At 67.5% G+C, this 8877-nt stretch carries 9 protein-coding genes and 1 riboswitch; of the genes, 3 read left to right on the top strand and 6 right to left on the bottom strand.

Annotated elements, in window-relative coordinates; translation table 11 throughout:
* From ABS45_RS17120 to yrfG, 3 genes are all read left to right on the top strand, one after another.
* A partial coding sequence (locus ABS45_RS17120; RefSeq protein ID WP_291558051.1) for a sigma-70 domain-containing protein occupies positions 1-537 on the top strand: 537 nt, incomplete at its 5' end.
* Positions 538-541: 4 nt separating this feature from the next.
* A complete protein-coding gene (locus tag ABS45_RS17115) occupies positions 542-1459 on the top strand; it encodes a histone deacetylase family protein (RefSeq protein ID WP_291558048.1) in 918 nt (305 codons plus the stop codon).
* Entirely contained in the window at positions 1456-2109 is a 654-nt protein-coding gene (gene yrfG / locus ABS45_RS17110; RefSeq protein ID WP_291558044.1) for a GMP/IMP nucleotidase, read from the top strand. The genes ABS45_RS17115 and yrfG overlap by 4 nt, the downstream gene beginning before the upstream one ends.
* A 10-nt stretch (positions 2110-2119) precedes the next feature.
* Here yrfG and ABS45_RS17105 read toward each other — a convergent pair whose 3' ends face one another.
* The 6 genes from ABS45_RS17105 to ABS45_RS17080 all read right to left on the bottom strand — a co-directional run.
* The gene (locus ABS45_RS17105) at positions 2120-2875 is read right to left on the bottom strand and encodes a (2Fe-2S) ferredoxin domain-containing protein (protein ID WP_291558041.1); all 756 of its coding nucleotides are present in this window, start codon (positions 2873-2875) and stop codon (positions 2120-2122) included.
* Complete coding sequence (locus ABS45_RS17100; RefSeq protein WP_291558039.1) at positions 2862-3635, bottom strand: ABC transporter ATP-binding protein; 774 nt, start codon at positions 3633-3635, stop codon at positions 2862-2864. The genes ABS45_RS17105 and ABS45_RS17100 overlap by 14 nt, the downstream gene beginning before the upstream one ends.
* Positions 3632-4735, bottom strand: coding sequence for an iron ABC transporter permease (locus tag ABS45_RS17095; protein WP_291558036.1), 1104 nt, complete (start codon positions 4733-4735; stop codon positions 3632-3634). Before ABS45_RS17095 ends, ABS45_RS17100 begins: the two co-directional genes overlap by 4 nt.
* A 6-nt stretch (positions 4736-4741) precedes the next feature.
* Positions 4742-5758, bottom strand: coding sequence for an ABC transporter substrate-binding protein (locus ABS45_RS17090; protein WP_291558033.1), 1017 nt, complete (start codon positions 5756-5758; stop codon positions 4742-4744).
* A 37-nt stretch (positions 5759-5795) separates the two neighbouring features.
* Positions 5796-7922 (bottom strand): TonB-dependent receptor, encoded by a 2127-nt coding sequence (locus ABS45_RS17085; protein WP_291558031.1) that lies wholly within the window; start codon positions 7920-7922, stop codon positions 5796-5798.
* 141 nt (positions 7923-8063) lie between these two features.
* Positions 8064-8347, bottom strand: a riboswitch (cobalamin riboswitch).
* Positions 8348-8671: 324 nt separating this feature from the next.
* Positions 8672-8877: MTH938/NDUFAF3 family protein (locus ABS45_RS17080; RefSeq protein WP_291558025.1), on the bottom strand; the 206-nt coding region annotated here is incomplete at its 5' end.

Raw genomic sequence — 8877 nt, 5'->3', positions numbered from 1 at the left:
CGCCAGAACATCGAGCGCGCGATCATGAACCAGTCGCGCACCATCCGCCTGCCGGTGCACGTCATCAAGGAACTCAACATCTACCTGCGGGCGCAGCGCCATCTGGAGACGCACGGCGTCACCGACGCCACCAGCGAGGACATCGCCGCGCTCACCGGCCATCCGGTCGAGGACGTGCGCCGCATCATGCAGCTGAACGAACGGGTGGCTTCGCTCGATGCGCCGCTCGACGTCGATCCCACGCTTTCGCTCGGCGAGGCCATCGCCGACGACAACGCCCATCTGCCCGACGAGATGCTCCAGCTCGACGAGATCGAGCATCACGTCCGCGAATGGCTGAAACAGCTCAACGACAAGCAGCGCTGGGTGATCGAGCGCCGTTTCGGGCTCAACAACTGCGAGGCTTGCACGCTGGAGGACCTGGCGATCGAACTGCAGGTCACCCGCGAACGCGTGCGGCAGATCCAGATGGAGTCGCTGCGCATCCTCCGGCAGATACTGCGCCGGCGGGGCGTATCCAAGGACCAGCTGTTCTGATGCCATGCCGCGCGTCGCCTACCTGACGCACGCCGACTGCGCGAAACACGACGTCGGACCCTGGCATCCCGAATCCCCCGAACGTGTGCAGGCCGTGGATGCGGCCCTGCGTGCCGCACCCTGGTTCGGCGAGCTGCTGGCAATCGAAGCGCCGTACGCCACGCCGGAACAGCTGGCGCGCGCCCACACCCAGGCCCACGTCGATGCCGTGCGCGCCGCGGTGCCCGAACAGGGCGTGACCTGGCTCGACCCGGACACCGGCCTCACCCCCCATAGCTGGCATGCCGCGTGCGCGGCGGCGGGCGCGGCCGTGCGTGCGGTCGACACGGTGATGGCAGGCGCGGCGCAGCGCGCCTTCTGCAACGTGCGGCCGCCCGGCCACCATGCCGAGGCCGACCGCGCGATGGGCTTCTGCCTGTTCAACAACGCCGCCGTCGGCATCCATCATGCGCTCGCCGTGCATGGCCTCGCGCGGGTGGCGCTGGTCGATTTCGACGTTCATCACGGCAACGGCAGCGAAGACATCTTTCGCGGCGAGACGCGCGTGCTGCTGCTGTCCAGTTTCCGCCATCCCTTCTATCCGCACAGCGGGGTGCAGCCGCACGCAGGCTATGTGCCCGTACCGCTGCCGGCCGGGGCCGACGGCCGGCGGTTTCGCGAAACCGTCGAACGCGATGTGCTGCCGGGACTCGACGCCTTCCGGCCCGAGCTGATCTGCGTGTCTGCCGGTTTCGATGCGCACCGCGACGATCCGCTCGGCGGGTTGAACCTGCTGGAAGACGATTACGCCTGGATCACGCGGACGCTCTGCGCGCTGGCCGACCGCCACGCACAGGGCCGCCTCGTCTCCGTGCTCGAAGGCGGCTACGACCTCGGCGCGCTCGGCCGCAGCGCCGCCGCGCACGTGGAGGCGATGCGATGATCGACTGGGCCCGGATCGACACCGTCTTCCTCGACATGGACGGCACGCTGCTCGATCTTCATTTCGACAACCATTTCTGGCGCGAGCACATGCCGCGCCGCTACGCCGAATACCACGGGCTGGACGAAGCCGTCGCGCGCGAACGCCTGATCCGGCACTACGAACGCCATGCCGGTACCCTCAACTGGTACTGCATCGACTTCTGGACGCGCGAGCTCGCGCTCGACGTGATGCAGCTGAAGGAAGAGGTGCTGCACCTCATCGCGGTGCGGCCCGACGTGCCGGCCTTTCTTAAGGCCCTGCGCGATTCGGGCCGGCGCGTCGTGATGGTGACCAATGCCCATCCCAGGAGTCTCGATCTCAAGATGCGCGAAACAAGGCTCGATGCCTGGTTCGATGCGCTGATTTCCTCGCACGGTCTGGGCCTGCCCAAGGAGCATCCGGATTTCTGGCAGGGCTTGCAGACCGTTGAGCCTTTCGACCGTGCGCGCACGCTGTTCGTGGACGACAGCCTGCCGGTACTGGAAAGTGCACGCGCCTATGGCATTGCGCACTTGCTCGCCGTATGCAATCCGGATTCGCGGCAACCGGACAAGGCATGCGGCGACTTCCAGGCGATTGCCAGCTTCGCGCAGGTGATGCCGGGCTGAATGCCGCCGGTCAGCCGGTGCGGTGCACGAGATGGGCTTCGTCCACCGTGCCGGCCGGCAGGTGCTCGTCGAGGATGCGGTCGAGCGCGGCCGCATCCAGACGGCCGTACCAGAGCCCGTCCGGGTAGACGATCATCAGCGGGCCGTGGTTGCAGGGATACTGGCAACCGGTCTGCAGGACCATCGCGTGTTTGCGCAGCGCGCTGTCGTCCTGTCGCCTGCGGACGAGGCGATGCCACAGCGCGCCCGCGCCCAGCGCCGTGCAGCGCGGTCCCATGCAGACCAGCACATGCCGTTCGTGCACCGGCACGTCGGACCAGGCGACCGGGTCGTGCTGCCAGCGTGCGGAGGCGGTTTTCGCCACGTCCGGCAAGCCGGCGGCGGTGTGCAGGGCCTGTGCCAGCAGATCCGCCAGCCCGGCCAGTCCGCCCAGCGCGGGAGCGAAGACGATCTCGGGCGTGGCCTCCGGCCGCGGCTGGCGGTGACGCCAGCGCAGGGCGACCTTGCGCAGCCAGCGTTCCAGCGCGTGGTCGCCCGGCACGAACACGGGCTGCACCACGATGCGCCCGACCGGTCCGCACGCATCCAGCGCCTGGGGCAGCGAAGGCTCTGCGCGGTCCACGTAGGCCCCCGTCACCCTGCAGTCCGGCAGCAGCGCACGCATCCGCTCCTGCAGCGTCTGCAGTTCTTCCGCGGCTGCAGGGCCGTTGCCGCCACGGCTGAGGAGGATTACGGCGGTGCGGTGTGTCGGGTCAGAGAGGGTCATCGGGCAGGAAATCGATGCGCGGCTTGCCGCTGTGTGGATGGAGATGGACGTGTGCCCGCACGCGGTAGGCTGCCGCGATGGTTTCGGCCGTGAGCACCTGTGCCGGCGTGCCATGGGCGACGATTTGCCCGGCCTGGAGCAGGTACAGCCGGTCGCAGTAGTGCGCCGCGATGTGCAGTTCGTGGAGCGCGGCGATGGCGCTGGTGCCGAGGCTGCGGATGAGGTTCATGATCTCGAACTGGTAGCGCACGTCGAGATGGTTGGTCGGTTCGTCCAGCACCAGCAGCCCGGCCTGCTGCGTCAGCGCGCGGGCGATCAGCACGCGCTGCTTTTCGCCGCCGGACAGCGTGGCGAACGTGCGATCCGCGAGATGCGTTGCCCCGACCCGCCGCAGGGCCTGATCGACCAGGGCCAGATCGGACTCGCTGTCGCGTTCGAACGGCGTCTTGTGCGGGGTGCGGCCCATCAGCACGACCTCGCGCGCGCTGAAGCCGAATTCGCTGCCGTCCTCCTGGGCGAGGACCGCCATGCGGCGCGCATTGTCGCGGGCAGACAGGCGCCAGATGTCGTGGCCGTCGGCGGTGACGCCGCCGCTCGTGGGCTGCAGCACCCGGTAGATCATGCGCAGCAGGGTGGATTTGCCGCTGCCGTTTGGCCCGATCAGGCCGACCAGCTCGCCTTCCGCCACGTGCAGGGACACGTCCCGTACGATGTATGCGGCGGCCGATTGCCAGCAGAGGGCCTGCGTCTGGAGTTTCACTGGCCCATGCCTGCCGGCAGGCGCTGCCGGTAGAGCAGCCAGACGAAGAAGGGGCCACCAAGCAGCGCGGTGAAGATGCCCACGGGCACTTCCGCCGGGGCGAAGCTGATGCGCGCCAATACGTCGACCCAGATCAGGAAGATGGCGCCGATCAGCATGGAGACCGGCAGCACCCGGCCGTGTTCGCAACCGACGAGCATGCGGGTGATGTGCGGGATCATCAGGCCGACGAAGCCGATCGCGCCGCTGACGGCCACCATCACGCCGGTCAGCAGCGAGACGACGAGAAACAGGCTGCGCCGCACGCGGGTCGTGTCCACGCCCAGCGTACTGGCCGTATCGTCGCCAGACAGCAGCGCGTTCAGGGCGCGCGCCTGCAATGCCAGCCAGAGCGTGCCGGCGATCAGCGCGACCGCGGGCAGACCCAGGTCGGACCACTGCGTGCCTGCCAGACTGCCCAGTATCCAGGTCAGCACGGCGTTGGCCAGTTCGCGCTGGCCGGCGGTGAGCGTGATCAGGCTGGTGACGCCGCTCAAGCAGTAGCCGATGGCGACGCCGCCGAGGATCAGGCGCGGCGCGAGTAGCCGGCCGCTGGAATGCGCCAGCAGATACACCGCCACGCAGGCCGCCAGCGCGCCGGCAAACGCCCCCAGCGACAGGGCGTAGCCACCCGCGAAGCCGAGCGCACCGTAGGCCAGGACACAGACCGCGCCCACCGAAGCCCCGGACGAGACGCCCAGCAGGTAGGGGTCGGCCAGCGGGTTGCGCACCATGGCCTGCATGGTGACGCCGACCACCGCGAGTCCCGCGCCCACCAGTGCGGCGAGCAGCACGCGCGGCAGCCGGATCAGCCACACGATGTTGTACTGCGCGGTGGTCCAGTCGCCCCGCATGATATCCAGCCCGACCAGCGCGCCCAGCTTGTGCAGGGTGATCTGCCAGACCGCGGCCGGCGAGATGTCGACCGGGCCCATCGTGATGCTGAAGGTGAGCGACAGCAGCAGCAGGCCGGACAGGCTTGTCAGCAGCAGCGTCATGCGCTGGCGCTGGGCCAGAAACAGGGACGGCGGCGAGGCGGCGACGAAGGAAGAGGCGGACATGGCGGCTCAGGGCAGGCGTTCAGGATGGAAGGCGTGGGCCAGCGTGCGGGTGCGCGCCACGTTGCGCGGACCCGGCGTCGCCTCCGCGTACTGCAGCACCACGAAGTGCCGCTTGCGGATGGCGGTCACGTTCGCCAGCTCCGGTTTGCCGAGCAGGAAATCGATCTTGCCCTGCGGGCCGGGCTGGTCGTAGTCGACGATGACGATCCAGTCCGGATCGCGCGCCACCACATCTTCCCAGTTGCCCTTGGGCCAGTTGCTCGGAATGTCGTCGAAGATATTGCGGCCGCCGGCGGCCTCGATCATCGCGTGCGGCATGCCGAAGCGTCCGGAGGTGGTGGGCGCTTCGACGCCGTTGTCGTAGACAAAGACCCTGGGGCGATGGCGGATGCCTTCGAGTGCCTGCGCGATTTCCGCGAGTTCGGCCTGCTGGCGGGCCACCAGTGCCTCAGCGTGCGCTTCGATGCGGAAGATGCGCCCCAGATTGCGCATGTCGGCGAAGGTGTCCTCGACCGAAACCCGCGTACGCGGCTGCTTGCGGATGCACGATTCGGTCAGGATGTAGGACGCGATTCCGTAGGCCCGCAGGCTGTCGGGCGTCACGCCGTTCTCGCGGAAGCCATAGCTCCAGCCACCGAACACGAAATCGGTGTGCGCGCCGACGAGGGTTTCCAGATTCATCTCGTGACTCGACAGATTGGGCACCCGGTCCAGCTGCGCGCGGAATTCCGGCGCAATCGCCTTGGTGGCGGGAATGCCGCTGTAGCCGACCAGTCTGTCGCCCAGTCCGAGATAGAGAAAAAGCTCGGTGATGTTGACGTCGTGCGTCACGACCCGCTCAGGCACACGGTCGTAGCGTACCGGCTCGCCGCAGACCTGAACGGTAACGGGACCCGGCGCTCCATCCGGCCCCGGGGCCGGACCGGGTGGGTCGCCCGGCGAGCAGGCCGCCAGCGCGACGGCGCCGAGGCCCAGTGCCAGGCGGCCGAGCCCCCGACGTGCCCGACCGGGCGCATCGGCCATACGGCGTGGATGGCGTGTGCGGCTCATCGGCGACCGGTCAGAACTTGAATTCGGCCACGAGCTCCATGCGCCGCCCTTCGCCCAGCACGTACTGATTGCCGCCATAGGCTGCGTCCGCATAGACCTTGTCGGTCAGGTTGCGGCCCAGCATGCGCAGCGTCGTGCGGGGGTCGACCTGCCAGCTCAGGGCGGCATCCATTGCGACGTAAGACGGCAGTGTCACCGTATTGGCGTTGTCGCCGAAGCGTTCGCCCACGTAGCGGCCGCCCAGCGAAAGCTGCCAGCTGTCGAGACGGTAGTGTGCCCACAGGTTGGCGACCTGCCGGGGTACGTTGCTGGGCCGGTTGCCCGCACGATTGGCGCCGCCGGCTTCGATCAGTTCGTCGAACTTGGCGTCGACCAGGGCGTAGTTCCCCTCCAGCCGCCATCTGGGCGCGGGCGTGATCACGGCGCTGAGTTCCAGCCCCTGGGAATGCTGACTGCCGCCCTGCACGGATATGGACGGCGTGACCGGGTCGCGCGTGATGATGTCGTCCTTTTCGATGCGGTAGGCCGCCGCGGTCCACTCGCCCAGTCCGTTGCCGATGCGCTGCTTGATGCCCGCTTCTGCCTGCCGGGCGGAAGTCAGGTCGAAATTGCGGTTGGCGAGGTTGAGCGTCAGGATGCTGGTGACCGGGTCGGAGCCCTGGCTGACCTGGCCGTAGACGCTGGTGGCGGCGGTGAGGTGGTGCGTGAGGCCCAGCCGCCAGGCCGTGCTGCCCAGCGTCTTGTCGAAGGGCGTGCCGGCGATCCGTTCGGTGCGCGAGACGTCGTATACGTCGCGGCGGATGCCCGCCAGCAGGAGCCAGTCGTCGGCCAGTTGCCAGGCGTCTTCCAGGTAGAGGGCGTGCTGTGTGGTGTCGGTGTCGAATTTGGGCAGGGTCGGGTCCGGGCTCGCCCAGGTGCCGTGTACGGGGTTGGTGGCGGACACGGTCGACGCGCCGCCGTAGGGCGAGTTGTTGCTGTGGGTGAAGCTGGCCGAGGAGACTTCCCAGCCGAACACGAGATTGTGCGCATCGGCCTGGATCGCGGCTTCCAGGCGGTTGCCGATCTGTTCGAGATCATGCCGGATTTCGAGGTAGTCGGAACGGTCCACCGTGCCGGCCAGCGGGTCGTAGCTGTAGGACTCGATGTTTTTCCAGTGACGGTCGGCCTTGAAATAGTAGGCCTCGTTGCGCAGGGTCAGCCCCGCGGTGGCCTTCCATTCGGCGCGGGCGCGCAGGCGGCGGTCCTCGTAACGGATGATGCTGTCGCTGGCGTTGTAGTTCTCGTCGCGCAGGCTTTCCACCACGCGGCCGTTCGCGGTCGGTGTGCCCCAGTAGCGCTCCGGCTGCTGGTCGCTGATGTCTGCCAGCAGTTCGAAGCGCAGATCGCTGTCGGGCTGCAGGCGCAGGGTGCTCATGAGTTTGCCGCCCTTGGCCCGTCCCAGGTCGCGCTCGCCGTCGGTGTAGTGGCCGTAGACATCCACCCGGTAGCTGGCCGTTTCGCCGATTCCGCCCGTGGTGCCCAGACCGACGCGTGCGGTGCCGTGCTCGCCGATGCCCAGCAGCACTTCGCTCGAACGTTCCCGGCTGGGCTGCTTGCGCACGGCATTGATGGTCGCGCCGGCTGTGCCGCTGCCGTACACGATGGAGGCGGGGCCGCGCAGCACCTCGATACGCTCGTAGCCCCAGGTGTCGCTCGGATAGGTCACCGATCCGGCCGCGACGCCCAGCCGGAGCCCGTCTTCGGCCACGCCGACGGAATTCACGCCGGCGAAGCCGCGGGCTGAAAAGGCCAGGCCGCCGTTGCCGCCGGTGCCGATGGCGGTCAGGCCGGTGGAGCGGGTGATTGCGTCCACCACATCGTAATCGCCGCGCTGTTTCTGCGTTTGCTCGTCCACCTGCTCCAGGCTCGCCGGCAGGTCCTGCGTCGCGATCCCGGTACGGCTGCCGCTGGAAGAACGCTGGGCCAGGCCGAGGCCCTCATCGATGGCTTCGGCCGTCACTTCGACCGCAGGCAGCACGTTCTGGGCGAGTGCCTCCGCCGCACCCAGCGGCGCGAACAATGCGGCGGCCAGTGCATAGGAGAGGGGGCGTGGAAAGAATTCTGCGGGCAGTGCAGCGGAAGATTTCGGAGATTTCATGGCGCGTCCTTGTTTCGGCCGCCTGGACGCGAGCAGCGACACACCCTGTCCTTGCGCACGGCGGGCCGCGCGCTGCAGAAATCGTCTGTCGCCCCCCGCTCCCCGCAGGCGGTCTGTTGCGGTAAGCCCGCGTACCCGTTCGGGCACGCAGGATCGACAGGCCGGTCTCCGGGCTTGCGCACGGCATCCGTGAAAAATTTCGCGGATGCCCGAAACACCGCCTTCCCGATGCGTCCGCGCGTTTGGTCGAAACCACGTCGCGCATCAGTGGCTGGCCGTTTGTGGGTGAAACGGCCGGGTGAATCTTGGGTTCGCTTACCGTTGCGGGGGCAGCCCAGGCATTACGGCAACTTGCCGCGCACCTGATTCCCGTTTATCCCGGGCAGCTGCAAAGCCAGCCGGGCACCTGATGGCCCGTTTTTAAACGAGGCGAATTCTTCGGGTCAAGACAATTTTCGATAGCCATAACCAATAGCTTGTATAGGTATGGCGAATGACAGGGGGTTTGTCATTATTGTTTATATGAAACAATGGATTGCGTTATTTATTTTGATGGATGACAGGTGTCCGGCGTGCGGATTCAGGCATTTTGTGTGGGGAAAAAACAATGAAAAATCCGTTTTTGTCAGGCGGGATCGATTGCATAAAACGGATTGTCCGCAAAGCGGAGGGGGCGGACAGGCCGCCGCCGTGCACGTAGAGGTCAGAAAGAGGGGCGATCGAGTGGCCGCAAACGGCCGGGCGCGCGTTCAGGCCGGCTCGATCAGTACGGCTGCCCCGACATTGCGGCCTTCCGCAGCGAGGATGTTGTAGGTGCGGCACAGGGCGCCGATATCCATCACTTCCAGGCCGATACGCGCTTCGATCAGGGGGCGGGTAATCGACGGCGGCGGGAAGCGCAGCCGCGTCCCGGTGCCGAGCAGGAGGATGTCGATTTCGCGTTGCGCAATCCAGG

The organism is Comamonas sp. SCN 65-56 (assembly GCF_001724135.1).
Lineage (GTDB): Bacteria > Pseudomonadota > Gammaproteobacteria > Burkholderiales > Burkholderiaceae_C > Comamonas_C.
Note: the sequence above shows the minus strand (reverse complement) of the source record. Positions and strands in the feature narration are given on the sequence as shown.

Bases quoted from the DNA above. Each gene is read 5' to 3' on its own strand.
- ABS45_RS17085 (WP_291558031.1), bottom strand. From the start codon at position 7,922: ATGAAATCTCCGAAATCTTCCGCTGCACTGCCCGCAGAATTCTTTCCA.
- ABS45_RS17090 (WP_291558033.1), bottom strand. From the start codon at position 5,758: ATGGCCGATGCGCCCGGTCGGGCACGTCGGGGGCTCGGCCGCCTGGCA.
- ABS45_RS17105 (WP_291558041.1), bottom strand. From the start codon at position 2,875: ATGACCCTCTCTGACCCGACACACCGCACCGCCGTAATCCTCCTCAGC.
- yrfG (WP_291558044.1), top strand. From the start codon at position 1,456: ATGATCGACTGGGCCCGGATCGACACCGTCTTCCTCGACATGGACGGC.
- ABS45_RS17095 (WP_291558036.1), bottom strand. From the start codon at position 4,735: ATGTCCGCCTCTTCCTTCGTCGCCGCCTCGCCGCCGTCCCTGTTTCTG.
- ABS45_RS17115 (WP_291558048.1), top strand. From the start codon at position 542: ATGCCGCGCGTCGCCTACCTGACGCACGCCGACTGCGCGAAACACGAC.